General features: G+C 67.5%; 12 protein-coding genes and 1 pseudogene. 10 read left to right on the top strand and 3 right to left on the bottom strand.

Annotated features, from left to right (window positions below):
- Window positions 1-36: 36 nt before the first annotated feature.
- The 3 genes from map (at window position 37) to NU1_RS22675 (ending at window position 3368) form a co-directional block, all read left to right on the top strand.
- Window positions 37-900, top strand: a complete 864-nt coding sequence (gene map, locus NU1_RS22685) for a type I methionyl aminopeptidase (protein WP_067523878.1) — start codon at window positions 37-39, stop codon at window positions 898-900.
- Between the two features lie 319 nt (window positions 901-1219).
- Entirely contained in the window at window positions 1220-2740 is a 1521-nt protein-coding gene (locus NU1_RS22680; RefSeq protein WP_067523876.1) for a cobyric acid synthase, read from the top strand.
- Window positions 2741-2804: 64 nt separating this feature from the next.
- Window positions 2805-3368: a hypothetical protein gene (locus NU1_RS22675; protein WP_067523874.1), complete on the top strand. Its 564-nt coding sequence runs from the start codon at window positions 2805-2807 to the stop codon at window positions 3366-3368.
- Here the strand turns inward: NU1_RS22675 and NU1_RS22670 are convergent.
- Entirely contained in the window at window positions 3348-4313 is a 966-nt protein-coding gene (locus tag NU1_RS22670; protein WP_067524195.1) for an alpha/beta hydrolase, read from the bottom strand. The genes NU1_RS22675 and NU1_RS22670 overlap by 21 nt on opposite strands.
- 254 nt (window positions 4314-4567) lie before the next feature.
- On the opposite strand from NU1_RS22670, the gene mqo reads away from it, so the two are divergent.
- Entirely contained in the window at window positions 4568-6094 is a 1527-nt protein-coding gene (gene mqo / locus NU1_RS22665) for a malate dehydrogenase (quinone) (RefSeq protein WP_170264273.1), read from the top strand.
- Between the two features lie 12 nt (window positions 6095-6106).
- On the top strand, window positions 6107-6556 hold the full coding sequence (locus NU1_RS22660) for a GNAT family N-acetyltransferase (protein ID WP_067523872.1): 450 nt from the start codon (window positions 6107-6109) through the stop codon (window positions 6554-6556).
- Window positions 6557-6724: 168 nt separating this feature from the next.
- Here NU1_RS22660 and NU1_RS42830 read toward each other — a convergent pair whose 3' ends face one another.
- Window positions 6725-7315: a ferredoxin gene (locus tag NU1_RS42830; RefSeq protein WP_212761804.1), complete on the bottom strand. Its 591-nt coding sequence runs from the start codon at window positions 7313-7315 to the stop codon at window positions 6725-6727.
- Between the two features lie 278 nt (window positions 7316-7593).
- On the opposite strand from NU1_RS42830, the pseudogene NU1_RS22650 reads away from it, so the two are divergent.
- Window positions 7594-9662, top strand: a pseudogene (locus NU1_RS22650) (magnesium chelatase subunit D family protein).
- Between the two features lie 50 nt (window positions 9663-9712).
- On the opposite strand, the gene NU1_RS22645 reads toward NU1_RS22650, so the two are convergent.
- The gene (locus NU1_RS22645) at window positions 9713-10180 is read right to left on the bottom strand and encodes a VOC family protein (protein ID WP_067523870.1); all 468 of its coding nucleotides are present in this window, start codon (window positions 10178-10180) and stop codon (window positions 9713-9715) included.
- Window positions 10181-10292: 112 nt separating this feature from the next.
- Between NU1_RS22645 and NU1_RS22640 the strand changes: the two genes are divergently transcribed.
- From NU1_RS22640 to NU1_RS22625, 4 genes are all read left to right on the top strand, one after another.
- A complete protein-coding gene (locus NU1_RS22640; protein WP_067523866.1) occupies window positions 10293-11288 on the top strand; it encodes a helix-turn-helix transcriptional regulator in 996 nt (331 codons plus the stop codon).
- Between the two features lie 261 nt (window positions 11289-11549).
- Window positions 11550-11732: a hypothetical protein gene (locus tag NU1_RS22635; RefSeq protein WP_067523862.1), complete on the top strand. Its 183-nt coding sequence runs from the start codon at window positions 11550-11552 to the stop codon at window positions 11730-11732.
- Between the two features lie 180 nt (window positions 11733-11912).
- The gene (gene cobO / locus NU1_RS22630; protein WP_067523861.1) at window positions 11913-12533 is read left to right on the top strand and encodes a cob(I)yrinic acid a,c-diamide adenosyltransferase; all 621 of its coding nucleotides are present in this window, start codon (window positions 11913-11915) and stop codon (window positions 12531-12533) included.
- A 79-nt stretch (window positions 12534-12612) separates the two neighbouring features.
- Window positions 12613-13586: cobyrinic acid a,c-diamide synthase CobB (locus NU1_RS22625; protein WP_157552839.1), on the top strand; the 974-nt coding region annotated here is incomplete at its 3' end.

Genomic DNA, 13586 nt, shown 5'->3' with positions numbered 1-13586 from the left:
TGCGGACCTCGCATTGCGGGCAGATAGTCTTGATCCATGTCAGTGCGCACCCGCAAACCTCTCGTTCCCGGCATCCAATCGTCCATTCGCGAGGTGCCGAAATCCATCGAGCGGCCGGAGTACGTCTGGAAGAAGACCGCCAAGGAGGGCAACGAGCCCTGGGTGCAGACGCCGGAAACCATCGACAAGATGCGCATCGCCAGCAAGATCGCGGCGCAGGCCCTGGCGGAGGCGGGCAAGGCCGTCGCCCCGGGCGTTACCACCGACCGGCTCGACGCCATCGCCCACGAGTACATGCTCGATCACGGTGCGTACCCATCGACGCTGGGCTACAAGGGTTTTCCCAAGTCCTGCTGCACCTCGCTCAATGAGGTCATCTGCCACGGCATTCCGGACTCGACCGTGATCGAGGACGGCGACATCGTCAATATCGATGTCACCGCCTTCATCCACGGCGTACACGGCGATACCAATGCCACCTTCCTCGCCGGAGATGTGGACGAGGAGGTGCGACTGCTGGTCGAGCGCACCGAAGAGGCCACCATGCGCGCCATCAAGGCGGTGCGACCGGGCCGCGCGCTCAATGTGATCGGCCGCGTCATCGAGGCCTACGCCAATCGCTTCGGCTACGGCGTGGTGCGCGACTTCACCGGCCACGGCGTCGGCCCCACCTTCCACAGCGGCTTGGTGATCCTGCATTACGACCAGCCCGCCGTCGAGGCCGAGATCGAGGTCGGCATGACCTTCACCATCGAGCCCATGATCAATCTGGGCGGAATCGACTACGAGATCTGGGACGACGGCTGGACCGTGGTCACCAAGGACCGCAAGTGGACCGCGCAGTTCGAGCACACCCTCGTGGTCAACGAGGACGGGGCCGAGATCCTCACCCTGCCGTGAGCGGTGCCCGCGTAGCCGCCCGCGCTCCGCACGTAACCGCGGGCGGTGTAGGTGCCATCCCGTCTGTCATTCGACCCGCCCCCGTCACTACACCCGTCGCCGCCCCCGTCACTCCGGCGTGCTTTTGGCCGGAATCCATTCCCCTGGGTACCGGTGCCTGCGGATGTGGATCCCGGCCAACAACACGCCGGGATGGCGAGGGGGATGCCCCACGCTGGGATGGCGAGGGTGACGGCGCACGCCGGGATGACGGGGGGGATGCCCCACGCCGGGACGAAGAGTGTGACGGCGCGCGCCGGGGTCCTGAGCGGATTGCGGCGTGAAAGGTGCACTGCTCGTCGCTGGCACCACCTCCGATGCCGGCAAAAGCGTTGTGGTGGCTGGCCTTTGCCGCATGCTCGCCCGGCAGGGTGTGAAAGTCGCGCCCTTCAAGGCGCAGAACATGTCCAATAACTCGGTCGTAACCCTCGATGGCGGGGAGATCGGCCGGGCACAGGCCCTGCAGGCGCGGGCGTGCGGGCTGGAGCCGAGCGTGCGGTTCAATCCGGTGCTGCTCAAGCCGGGCAGTGACCGGCGCTCGCAGCTGGTGGTGCGCGGCCACGCCGTCGATACCGTCGGCGCGAAGGACTATTTCCAGCATCGGCAACATCTGCGGCAGGTGGTCGCCGATGAATTGGCCTCGCTGCGTGCGGAATTCGATGTGGTGATCTGTGAGGGCGCGGGTTCGCCCGCCGAGATCAACCTGCGCGCGACCGATCTGGCGAATATGGGCCTGGCGCGCGCGGCCGACCTGCCGGTACTGCTGGTCGGCGATATCGACCGCGGCGGCGTACTCGCCCACCTCTTCGGCACCGTCGCCATTCTGGAACCCGAAGACCAGCAACTCATCTCGGGCTACATCATCAATAAGTTCCGTGGCGATGTGGACCTGCTGCGCCCCGGAATCGACCAGCTGACCGAACTCACCGGCCGTCCCACCCTCGGCGTGATCCCCTTCGCCGAGGATCTCTGGATCGACGCCGAGGATTCGCTGAGCACCGTCGCGGATGCCCCGGTCGGCCGCTCGCTCCCGCCGCGCGGTCGGGAATGGCTCACGGTCGCGGCCATCCGCCTGCCGCGCATCTCCAACTCGACCGATGTCGAAGCCGTGGCCTGCGAACCGGGCGTCTCCGTGCGCTGGGTTGATGATCCCGCCCGCCTGGCCGGAGCCGATCTGGTCATACTGCCCGGCAGTAAAGCCACCGTCAGCGACCTGGAGTGGTTGCGCCGCACCGGAATTGCCGACGCTCTGGCTGCTCGCGCGCGGACCGCCGGTCCGATTCTCGGTATCTGCGGCGGCTATCAGATGCTCGCCCGCACCATCACCGACCGCGTCGAATCATCGGCGGGCATCGTCGAGGGCCTGGGCCTTCTCGATCTCGACATCGAATTCGACAACCCGAAGGTGCTGCGCCGCTCCAGTGGCCGGGGCGGCGCCAGCGCTCTCCCTGTAGACGGCTATGAGATTCATCATGGTCGCGTACGCCACAGCTCCGACGCCCCATGGCTGTACCTCGACGGCGCACCGGAAGGCAGTGTGCGCGGCTCGATCTGGGGCACCCATCTGCACGGCGTACTGGAGAACGACGCTTTCCGCCGCACCTGGCTGCGCGAGGTCGCCACTCACGCGGGACGGTCGGACTTCGTTGTCGCCGAAGATGTTTCGGTCGCAGGCGTACGTTCCGCGCAACTGGATCTGCTCGCCGATGTCATGGAGAAGCATCTCGACTTCGCCACCTTGGAGAGCCTGATCACCACGGGCGCACCGGCTGACCTGCCGGTGCTGCGAACAACCCGCTGATCTCGGTGCAAAATCACAGCGACACACGGTCGCGGCTTTCCAGCGGCGTGTACCGTCAATTCACATGGAAACTCGGCAGGTCACGGTTGGTGACACCACGTGGACGGTGCGAGTCGGGGGACCGCAATCCCGGCACAGCGTGCTGCTGCTGCCCAATGCGGGCGACCCGGCCGATATCTACGACCGTGTGAGCGGTCGACTGCACAATTCGGATCTGCGCACCATTGCCGTCGAATCGGTGGACGGACTCGACACCGCGGCGGTCCTCGGCATTCTCGACAGCTTGCAGGTGCCCTACACCAACCTGGTGGGCTGCGGTACCGGCGCGGATCTCGCCTGGCAGCTGTCCGCGCGCGGATTCGGTAGGTTCATGAGCCTGGTCGTGGCCGGTCGCGGCCATCCCGCCGTCGCGGGCTCGACCGGTTCGGCCGTCGACCCGACCTGCCCGGCGGTGGAGATACCCACCACCCTGCTGGCCACCAAGGAGCTGCCCCGGCCGATCGCCGAGGCCTCCGGCCGCCACGTCTACGGCGAATTCCGCCTGGTCACCGTCGATGTCGCCGATGTGGCGGCCGAGGCCGACCACGAATTGGCCACCGAGATCGTGCTACGCACCAGCTTCTGGTGAATTGGCCAGCCACTCCAGCCACGAATCGAGCTCCGCGAGGGCTTCCTCGCGAGGCCGCTCGGCGGACAGGAAGACGTCGTGGCGCGCGCCCTCGATCGGCACGATATTGGTGCGCGTGCCCAGGCAGCCCGACCAGCGCTGAATCTGGCGCACATCGAGGACCACATCGGAGATATCGGCGGCCGGACCGTACTTGCGCATGAACTTGGTCACCTTCGACCGCAGGATCAGCGCCGGGACACCGATATCGAGGCCCTGGTGCAGTCGGGCGTGGCCACGCCGGATGGCGCGCAGCCACCCCGCGTGAACAGGGAAGCCGGTCAACGGTTTCCAGTCCAGGTCGTAATCCCATTCACCGGAGACGGTGTGGTGCAGGCTGTCTCCGTAGGTGCTGAACTCGGGCAGCGGAATCTTCGTCATGGCGCGGACGCGGCCCAGACCGTGCAGGATCGCCGTACCGACCGACCGGTAGTAGGCGGGTCCCTGCAGGTCGAACCAGGGGCTGTTGAGCATCAATCCGGTAATGCCCTGCGCACGCACGCCACCGTTGCGGTTCAGCCGATTCAGCCACAGCGAGGTGATCAGCCCACCGGTCGAATGCGCCATGATCAGCACCGGCAGGCCGGTCTGCTCGCGAATGACCCGCAGGGCCCGATTCAACTCGGCGTCGTAGAGCGCCAGCTCGCTGACATAGTGCGCGGTCTGCCCGGGCTGCAGCGCGCGCCCGCATTTACGCAGGTCGAGGGCGAAGAAGCGATAGCCGCGCCCGGCCAGGTGCTCGGCCAGATGTTTCTGGAAGAAGTAGTCGGTAAACCCGTGGACATACAGCACAGCATGGGTCGCGGTCGGCGCCTCGTCGGGCGAATGCCGCACCAGCACCGCCTCGACATCGCCCTGGCCATCCGGATCGGCGCCGAGCGGAATGGTCAGCCGCTCGTAACCCATGCCCAGCACATCCGGCTGCCAGCCGGACCCGGTATCGGAGTTCGGGGAGGTAGCGGTGGCGGAGGTCGTATCGGAGCTCACGTCTCCAATCTATCCGTCGCCCCCGTGGTGTCCACCCGCGAGGCATCGCTCACATTCGGCGTATCCGTTTCGGGATCTGAGCGTGTGGAGGGGCACAATCGAATTTAGGTGAACGACCGGTAACCTAAGCGCCGCTAGGTTGCCGCAGGACTGACAAGGAAGTCGATCTACCCGTGCCGAACGCTGCGAAGATTGAGAAAACCGATGTAGTACTCATCGGTGCAGGCATTATGAGTGCCACCCTGGGCGCACTGCTTCGCCAGGTGCAGCCGGACTGGTCCATCACTGTCTTCGAGCGCCTCGATGCCGCCGCCGCCGAGAGCTCCGACCCGTGGAACAACGCGGGTACCGGCCACTCAGCCCTGTGCGAGCTGAACTACACGCCGCGCAATGCCGACGGTTCCGTGGAGATCACCAAGGCCGTCGATATCAACGAGCGCTTCCAGGTGTCGCGCCAGTTCTGGTCGTACGCCGTGGAATCCGGCATCCTCGCCGAGCCGTCGAACTTCATCAACCCGATTCCGCACGTGAGCTTCACCCACGGTGCGGACGGCGTGGAGTACCTGCGCAAGCGCCACGCGGCGCTCGCGAAGCATCCGCTGTTCGAGGGTATGGAGTTCATCGACGACGCCGCCGAGTTCAGCACGCGGCTGCCGCTCATGGCCAAGGGCCGCGACTTCTCCGAGCCGGTCGCGCTGAACTGGACCGACTACGGCACCGATATCGACTTCGGTGAGCTCACCAAGGAACTGCTCGCCTACCTGGGTGCCAGCGGTGCGGATATCGCCTTCGGGCACGAGGTCCGCAATCTGACCAAGCAGTCGGATGGCTCCTGGCTGGTGAAGGTGCGCAATACCCGCACCCGTCAGACCCGCGTCATCAATGCCAAGTTCGTCTTCGTCGGCGCGGGTGGCGGGGCGCTGCCGCTACTGCAGAAGGCGGGCATCAAGGAGATCGCCGGCTTCGGTGGTTTCCCGGTGAGCGGCCTGTTCCTGCGCTGCACCAACCCCGATCTGATCGCCCAGCACGAGGCCAAGGTGTACGGCCAGGCCTCGGTCGGCGCGCCGCCGATGTCGGTGCCGCACTTGGACACTCGCGTCATCAACGGTGATCGTGGGCTGCTGTTCGGCCCGTACGCGGGCTGGACGCCGAAGTTCCTCAAGGACGGCAAGTACACCGACCTGTTCAAGTCGGTGAAGCCGAACAACCTGTTCTCCATGCTCGGTGTGGGTGTGACCGAGATGGGTCTGGTCAAGTACCTGGTCTCCGAGCTGGCCAAGTCGCAGGCCGGTCGGGTCGATGCCATGGACGAGTTCATCCCGCGCGCCGACGGCAAGGACTGGGATCTGATCATCGCCGGTCAGCGCGTGCAGGTGATTCGCCGCAAGGGCGCGGGCGGTGTGCTCGAACTCGGCACCGCGGTCGTCGCGGCCGAGGACGGCACCATTGCCGGTCTGCTCGGCGCTTCGCCGGGTGCGTCGACCTGTGTGAGCGCCATGATGGACGTCATGAAGAAGTGCTTCCCCGGCGAATTCGGTTCGTGGGAGCCGAAACTCAAGGAAATGGTGCCGTCGCTCGGCAGCCGGCTGTCGGAGAATCAGGCGCTGTACCGCGAGGTGTGGGACTGGTCCAATAAGGCGCTACGTCTCGAATCGAACACGCCGACCGCCAGTGGGGTCGCATCGCACGCTCTGGTGTGATAGCAAGACTCGATGATGTCAACGGTTGCTCTGAAACGGTCGTGGGCCCAGGATCTGGACACCGAGACCCTGTACAAGCTGTTGAAACTTCGGGTCGAAGTGTTCGTCGTCGAACAGAAATGCGCGTACCCGGAACTCGACGGTCTCGACCTGCTCCCGGAAACCCGCCATTTCTGGCTCGATGACGAGGGCGAGGTCATCTGCACCCTCCGCCTGCTCGAGGAGCACAACGACGGTGTGAAGTCCTTCCGCGTCGGCCGCCTGTGCACTTCGGTTCCGGCGCGGGGCCACGGCTACACCACCCGCGTCCTGCAGGCGGCCCTGGCCGAAGCAGGTTCGGCCACAGTGCGTCTCAACGCCCAGACCTACCTGGTCGATATGTACACCAAGCACGGCTTCAAGCCCGACGGCGCGGAGTACATCGAAGACGGTATCCCGCATATCCCGATGCGCCGCGGCTGATCCGGTCCGTTCGCACCGGAACTTCACCTGGCCCCGCGTCCGATAAGGGTGCGGGGCTACGTGTTTCGCGCCCTGGTGCACGGGGCACGCGTTCTGTCGGCGGCGCACCCGCTGCGATCCGGGCGCCGCGTTCAGCACCTGTGAGGCGGCCCCGGGCTTCCGCAAGCCTCAGAGCGCGGGAAGCGGTTCACCGTCGCGGGGTTCACGGCGTTCCTGCAGCCAGAACAGGTAGCCGCGCAGGTACTGCTCGAGTGGACCACGCAGGTCTGCGGAATAGCCGAGCAGTGCGGGAAGCTCGTCCAGCGGGTCATATTCGGGGCGGAGGTGCGGCTGCGTATGAGTGGCGAGCTCGCGGTCGAGCCACTCCTGGACTCGGGCGCGGTCGGCCCACCAGGCGCGGACGGTCTCGGGCGTCCAGCGGTCGTCCCCGTCGCAGGCGTAGCCACCGAAAGGATCCTCCGCCGCGGCGTTCATCATGTCGCGCACGTCGGTAGGCGTCGTCGGCTGCCGGTAGATGATCTCGCCGTAGTCGGGGCCCATCATGACCAGGTGTCGTGCGTTGGCAGGGCCGGTCAGACAGGTGTCCGTCATCCCGGTATAGAACGGCCCCGGCACGGTGGCCCAACTCTTGTCCGCCCAGCTGCCGGAGCCAATGGACAGCTCGCGCACGATCTTCCGTCGCCACTGCGACTCGACTTCGAGCGCAGCTGGCAACGGGTTCCAGTACGCGAGTCCGGCACCCGGATTCTCATTCCCCACGACCGGCAGCGTATCCGTCCTGGTCGATCGATCACCATGAACTCGGGGCGGCACTGTGCGAAACGACCCCGCCACCGGGTCCTGGTCGACGCGGTTTCGCATTCGGCGGTGGCGAGGCTCGGTGACGGTTGGGGCGGCCACACCCCGACCGGTTCGGGTGGGTGCGAGGTGTGGCTGAATCTCGGGCGGGCCGGGGTCGGCGAGAGGGACGTGGGTGGCGCGCATAGAGTTGGGTTGTGTCTGTTTCCCGTGTGGCCGCGCATCCTGAATCCGTCCTTGTGGGCGGGTCGTCCGTTGCGGAAGAGGCTGGGTTCCCGTTTTCCGCTGTGGTGGGGCAGGAACGGTTGCAGCTCGCCTTGATTCTCTGTGCGGTGCATCCGAGTATCGGTGGGGTGCTGGTGCGCGGGGAGAAGGGGACCGCCAAGTCGACGGTGGTGCGGGCGCTGGCGCAGTTGCTGCCGCCGATTGTGGATGAGAGCGGGGCCCGGCCCGCGCGGTTGGTGGAGTTGCCGGTGGGGGCGACCGAGGACCGGGTGGTCGGGTCGCTGGATTTGGAGCGGGTGCTGCGCGATGGGGAGCAGGCGTTTCGGCCGGGGCTCCTCGCCGCCGCGCATCACGGGGTGCTGTACGTCGATGAAGTGAATCTGCTGCACGACCATCTGGTCGACGTGCTGTTGGACGCGGCGGCCATGGGGCGGGTGCATATCGAGCGCGATGGGGTGTCGCATTCGCATCCGGCGCGGTTCGTACTGGTGGGGACCATGAACCCGGAGGAGGGGGAGCTGCGGCCGCAGCTGCTCGACCGGTTCGGGCTCACCGTCGACGTGGTCGCCTCGCGGAATGTGGATGTGCGCATGGCCGTCGTGCGGCGACGGCTGGACTACGAGGCGGATCCGGCGGGATTCGCGGCGCGGTACGCCGGGGACGATCGCGAGGTGGCCGACCGGATTCTCGCGGCGCGCGACCGGCTCGCCGATATCGCCCTCGACAATGTGGAATTGCGCCGAATCGCCGCGCTGTGCGCGTCTTTCGATGTGGACGGCATGCGCGCCGATCTGGTGGTGGCGCGCACCGCGACCGCGCATGCGGCCTGGCGGGGGAGCCGGGTCGTCACCGAGGACGATGTGCGGATCGCCGCGGAACTCGCGCTACCGCATCGGCGACGGCGCGATCCGTTCGATGAGCCCGGAATCAGCGAGGACCAGCTCGACGAGGCCATGCGGCAGGCGGGCGAACAGGCGGACCGGCCCGAATCCGATGACGACACAATGGAATTCGACGACGCCGGTGGTGACAATTCGGGAAAAGCGACGCGGTCCCGCACGATGACACTGCGGGACCGCTGAACGAATCCACCGACGGGCAGCCCGACGGCCCGGATACCCCTGGCGGCGGGCCGGATTCGCCTGAAGTGGACCCACCGAGCTTCGATTCGCCGCATCAGGATTCCGACGAACCCGCGCCTGAAAACGCGAATGCGCCTGGTAGCGAACCGAACTCGCCCGGTGGTTCCGCCGCGCGCGAGGGTAGCGCCAGCCTGCCCGCGCAGTCGGTGACCAAGCCCCCGCGCTGGGAAGTCCCCGGTATCGGCGAGGGCGCACCCGGACGCCGCTCCCGCGCCCGCACCCGGCACGGCCGCGTCGTCCGCGCCACTCCCGAAACCACCGGCGGCCTACACCTACTCGGCACCATCTTCGCCGCGATCCCGCACCAGCGCTCGCGTGGTCGGCTCTCCGGCCCCTTGGAGTTGCTGTCCGACGACCTGCGTGGCGCGTATCGCGAAGGCCGCGAAGGCAATCTGGTCGTCTTCGTGGTCGACGCCTCCGGTTCCATGGCCGCCCGCGACCGCCTCTCCGCCGTCACCGGCGCGGTGGTCGCCCTGCTCCGCGACGCCTACCAGCGTCGCGACAAGGTCGCCGTCATTACCGTCCGAGGCCAGGACGCCGAACTCGTCCTCCCGCCCACCTCCTCGGTCGATATCGCCGTCCGCCGCCTCGCCGGAATCCGCACCGGCGGCAAGACACCGCTGGCCCGGGGACTCCTGAAAGCCCGCGAAGTCCTGGCCCGCGAACGAGTCCGCGACCCCCAGCGCCGCCCCCTCGTCGTCCTGCTCACCGACGGCCGAGCCACCGGCGGCACCGACCCCGTCCCCCGCGCCCGCACCGCCGCCCGCCTCCTCGCGGGCGACGGCGTCACCGCCATGGTCGTCGACTGCGAACGCGGCATGATCCGCCTCGGCCTCGCCAGGGAGCTCGCCCGCGACCTGCGGGCGGGGTATCTACAGCTGGGCGAGCTCACCGGTGATTCGGTGGCGGGCATCGTCCGCGCCGGTGTGCGCGTCGCCTGAGGTGCCCCTGCCTGGCCTATGACGGATCCGCCGCCTGCGGGAATAGCGTCTCATCCCCGGGCGTACGCGGCCGCGACGTCGAGGATCCAGGTGACGCCGAAGCGATCACGCAGCATCCCGAACCCGGGCGCCCACTGCGCCGGGCCGAATTCCTCGATGACGCTCGCCCCGTCCGCGAGGCGTTCCCACAGCGTGCCGACCTCCTCGACAGTCTCGCCGCGGACGGAGAAGAAGAATGGTTCCGTGGTGTGGGTGGTGCCGTTCTCGCGGCGGGTGGTGGGCGCGCCCGAGGCGACCGGTGCGTGCGTACCTGGCACGTCGTAGGCCATGACCCGGAAGCCGTTATCGGCGATGACCTCGCCGAACACCACCTTGGTGGCGTCGGGCGACTCGGCGGGCATCCCGAAATCGCCGTAGGTGGCGATGGTGGTCTGCCCGCCGAATACCGACTGGTAGAACTCCAGGGCCGCACGGGCCTGACCGCGGAAGTTCAAGTGGACGACAGCGTTTACCGACATGGTGATCGGGTCCCTTCGGAAGTGATTTCGCCGCCGGAGGTTCCGGCGACAAGGCCACCCTGTCAGCAGTACCGGTCAGGGAACGTCCGCTATTTATGGCAGCCTGGTTCGCATGCCGACCGCGTCTTCGACGGTGACCTCCCGCCGCCTGCTCTCGCTGCTGTCGTTGCTGCAGGTCCGCCGTGACTGGCCGGGAATGCTGCTCGCCCAGCGGTTGGCTGTGAGTGAACGCACGGTTCGCCGCGATGTCGATCGGCTGCGCGAGCTCGGTTACCCCGTCCAGGCGATCAAGGGACCCACGGGTGGTTATCGGCTCGAGGCGGGCAGCGAACTGCCGCCGCTGCTGTTCGATGACGAACAGGCGGTCGCACTCGCGGTGGCCTTGCGGATCGCGGTCGGGACGGGAGCGGGTATCGAAGAGTCCGCCGCCCGCGCTTTGGCCACCGTGCGGCAGGTCCTGCCGTCCCGCCTGCGGCAGCGCGTCGATGCCCTCGACGTGACCGCGGTCGAATCGGCCGGGCGCGGCGCCGATCCGCAGGTCGACACCGCCGTTCTGCTCGCGTTGAGTGCCGCCGTCCGGTCCGCTGAAGAGGTGCGCTTCGACTACCGGTCGGCGTCGGGGCCGCAGGATCCCGGATTGCGGCCGGCGCGGCGGGTGCAGCCGCACCACCTCGTGGTCCGGGGTGGACGCTGGTTCCTGATCGGATGGGATCGCGAGCGGCGGGATTGGCGGATTTATCGTGCCGATCGGATGACGCTGCGCGTCCCCAACGGGCCGCGCTTCACGCCCCGGCAGGTGCCGGGCGGCGACGTCGCCGCCTTCGTGTCCGCCCGGTTCAAAGGCTCCGACGGTGCGAACAGTTGGCCCTGTCGCGGTGAGGTGGTCCTCGACCTCCCCGTCGCGCGGGTGGCCCCGTTCGTCGGCGACGGAATCGTCAAGGAACTCGGCCCCGCCCGAACCAGACTGCTGACCGGTTCCTGGTCCTGGGCCGCACTCGCCGCGACGCTGGCGCGTTTCGACACCGAGATCGAAGTCATCGGCCCGGACTCATTGCGTGCGGCCTTCGCCGCTCTGTCCCGACGTGCCGCACGCGCCGCAGGGGCATAGCCCGCAGACCGGCCATCCAGTAGGGCGTCCGACCCCTACATCAGCTATTGCACACACCTGTCGTGATCTACGACGGTACTTCACGAAAGCTGCTGAGCTGCAATAATTTTCTCGGATCCGGATATCAATGCTCCCGGACCCCTTCGAATTGCCGTCGAATAGGTATGAGATCTTCAGCGAGCAATGGCGTGTCGGATACATGGCTTCGAGTCGGGGTGTCTGCAGCGGGAACCAATTCTTCAATCTGTACGTCGAGTAGGTATGGGGATCTTTCGCCGTCGGAACCGGAAATCGCAGCGTCGGGACAAGTCGGCCGGTATCGGTACCGATCTCGCGGGTGAGGCCGTGGTGGGCATGGTCGAGGTCGCTGGGCCCGGGCTCTTCCGGCTTGTCGCCGGTGGGCTCGGGCGGCTGGTGTCGACGATCGTGCATGCCGTCCACTGATCCAGCCCGCACCGCGTACTGCCGGTCCAGGGGCTTTCCGGTCCGGTCCTGCGCCCTGGCACTCCGACGACGCTGAACCCAGTGGATGGGTCGCGCCCGGCGGCAGCGGCCTCCGGTGCATATGGCACCGTTGGGGGCGAGTGGCCAGGGGAAGGTCGCGCCTGAGAGGAGCTTGTTTCGATGCCCAAGGGTGTTCCGCTGCCGGAGAGCATTCCCGATGACGGATTGACGACGCGGCAGCGGCGCAATCAGGCGGTGCTCGCGGTGCATACCGGCACCGGTAAGGGGAAGTCGACCGCCGCGTTCGGGATGGCGTTGCGGGCGTGGAATCAGGGCTTCGATATCGCCGTCTTCCAATTCGTGAAGAGCGCCAAATGGAAGGTCGGCGAGGAAGCCGCCTTCCGCACCCTCGGCAGCCTGCACGAGGAGACCGGTGCGGGCGGCGCGGTGGAATGGCACAAAATGGGCGAGGGCTGGTCGTGGACCCGCAAATCCGGCTCCGATGAGGACCATGCCGCCGCCGCGCTCGCGGGCTGGCAGGAGATCGCCCGCCGCCTCGCCGCCGAACAGCACCGCTTCTACGTGCTCGACGAATTCACCTACCCCCTGAAGTGGGGTTGGGTCGATATCGACGAGGTAGTGGACACCCTGCGCAACCGTCCCGGCAACCAGCATGTGGTGATCACCGGCCGCGACGCCCCGCAGGCGCTGATCGATGTGGCGGATCTGGTCACCGATATGACCAAGGTGAAACACCCCATGGACGCGGGCCGTAAGGGCCAGCGGGGCATCGAATGGTGATGCCGCCGCGTGCATTCGGTGTGGCCGCGGCGAGTCCGGCCACGTGCGCACCCCGCCGGTGGAGTTGTGAGGTCGAGCTGTGAGCACGCCCGCCGTGGTGATTGCCGCACCCGCGTCGGGTAGCGGTAAGACGACGGTTGCGACCGGTCTGATCGGTGCGCTGCGGCGGGCTGGGCATCGCGTGGCGCCGTTCAAGGTTGGGCCGGACTACATCGATCCCGGCTATCACGGGCTGGCGGCCGGTCGGCCCGGTCGCAACCTCGATCCGGTGCTGGTGGGCGCGGAACGTGTGGTGCCGCTGTACCAGTACGGCAGCCGCGACTGCGACCTCGCTGTCGTCGAGGGTGTCATGGGGTTGTTCGACGGCCGCATCGACGACAACAACACCGCGCCCGTCGCGGAGGGTTCGACCGCCCAGATCGCCGGCATGCTGTCCGCTCCGGTGATCCTGGTGGTGGACGCGCGCGGCCACAGCCAGAGCCTGGCCGCCCTCCTGCACGGCTTCGCCACCTTCGACACCGGAATCCGGCTCGGCGGAGTGATTCTCAACCGGGTCGGCAGTGAGCGTCACGAGCAGGTATTGCGGGACGCCTGCGCCCGAGTCGGGCTGCCGGTGCTCGGCGCACTACCCCGTATGGCCGAATTGGTAGTCCCCTCACGGCATCTCGGCCTCATCCCCGCTGTCGAGCACGGCTCGGCGGCACAGGCGGCGGTCGACGCCATGACGGATCTCGTTGCCGCACATATCGACCTGGCTGCGGTGGTGGCGCTCGCCGCCTCCGATGTACGAGGGCCGATCTGGGACCCTGTCGACGAATTACGCGCCGCGACCGCGGCGGACCGCATCGAGGCACCGTCGCAGCGCGAACCAGCGGCCTCCGGCCCGGCCGCGCCCGCGGCGTCCGGTGGCGGCACCCGTGCCGACAATGGGGATAGCGTTCCCCTGGGCTCGACGTTCCCTGCCGGATTCGCCAGTACTGCTGCGGAATTCACCGAGACCGGGCGGGTGCTGTCGGTAGCCGACGGCGCGGCCTTCGCCGAATCCGGCCCGGT

This window comes from Nocardia uniformis NBRC 13702, from assembly GCF_001613345.1.
Classification (GTDB): domain Bacteria; phylum Actinomycetota; class Actinomycetes; order Mycobacteriales; family Mycobacteriaceae; genus Nocardia; species Nocardia uniformis.
The sequence above is the reverse complement of the archived record's forward strand: the minus strand, read 5'-3'. Positions and strand labels throughout refer to the sequence as shown.

What these genes read in the sequence shown, in the direction of transcription:
- NU1_RS22645 (WP_067523870.1), bottom strand. Translation starts at nt 10,180, where the DNA reads ATGTCGGTAAACGCTGTCGTCCACTTGAACTTCCGCGGTCAGGCCCGT.
- NU1_RS22670 (WP_067524195.1), bottom strand. Translation starts at nt 4,313, where the DNA reads ATGGGTTACGAGCGGCTGACCATTCCGCTCGGCGCCGATCCGGATGGC.
- NU1_RS22640 (WP_067523866.1), top strand. Translation starts at nt 10,293, where the DNA reads ATGCCGACCGCGTCTTCGACGGTGACCTCCCGCCGCCTGCTCTCGCTG.
- cobO (WP_067523861.1), top strand. Translation starts at nt 11,913, where the DNA reads ATGCCCAAGGGTGTTCCGCTGCCGGAGAGCATTCCCGATGACGGATTG.
- NU1_RS22675 (WP_067523874.1), top strand. Translation starts at nt 2,805, where the DNA reads ATGGAAACTCGGCAGGTCACGGTTGGTGACACCACGTGGACGGTGCGA.
- map (WP_067523878.1), top strand. Translation starts at nt 37, where the DNA reads ATGTCAGTGCGCACCCGCAAACCTCTCGTTCCCGGCATCCAATCGTCC.
- NU1_RS22635 (WP_067523862.1), top strand. Translation starts at nt 11,550, where the DNA reads ATGGGGATCTTTCGCCGTCGGAACCGGAAATCGCAGCGTCGGGACAAG.
- NU1_RS22660 (WP_067523872.1), top strand. Translation starts at nt 6,107, where the DNA reads ATGATGTCAACGGTTGCTCTGAAACGGTCGTGGGCCCAGGATCTGGAC.